General features: G+C 41.4%; 1 protein-coding gene. It reads left to right on the forward strand.

What is annotated here, in order from left to right; all coding sequences use genetic code 11:
* Window positions 1-282 precede the first annotated feature (282 nt).
* The coding region (locus AB4517_RS21310) for a GDP-mannose 4,6-dehydratase (RefSeq protein ID WP_372149854.1) at window positions 283-582 on the forward strand (300 nt) is incomplete at its 3' end.

Genomic DNA, 582 nt, shown 5'->3' on the forward strand with positions numbered 1-582 from the left:
AACCTAAGGGCGGTAGCGTACCTAAAATAGAATGAGTCTCAATGAAATAGCACTAAAATCTGTTGAGTGAGTATTTTTTGCGGCCTATTGGGGCGGTTTTTAAAAAGTAAGCAAAACCTAGGTTTTATAAGGGATTGGCGAAAATGGACTGTCTCAAAATGGATGAAAAGTGTCTCAGTAGCTTTTAATTGACAGACATATTCTAGTGAGATTAAACCTCAAAAATTCAATACATATTCACGTTCGTGAGTTGTTCTAAACAGTATACTACAAGAGAAAACTATGAAGATCCTCGTCACTGGTGGTGCTGGCTTTATCGGCTCTGCAGTCATTCGTCATATCATCAAGAATACATCTGACAGCGTGGTTAACGTTGATAAGCTCACTTATGCAGGAAACTTGGAATCTCTTATAGAAGTGGATTCGAATGAACGTTACGCGTTCGAACAAGTGGACATTTGCAACCGAGCAGAGCTTGACCGTGTTTTTATTGAGCACAAACCCGATGCAGTGATGCACCTTGCGGCTGAGTCGCATGTTGACCGTTCAATCACTGGTCCGGCGGCGTTCATTGAAACCAAT

The sequence above is a fragment of the Vibrio sp. 10N.222.52.C3 genome (assembly GCF_041474195.1).
GTDB classification, from domain to species: Bacteria; Pseudomonadota; Gammaproteobacteria; order Enterobacterales; family Vibrionaceae; genus Vibrio; species Vibrio crassostreae_C.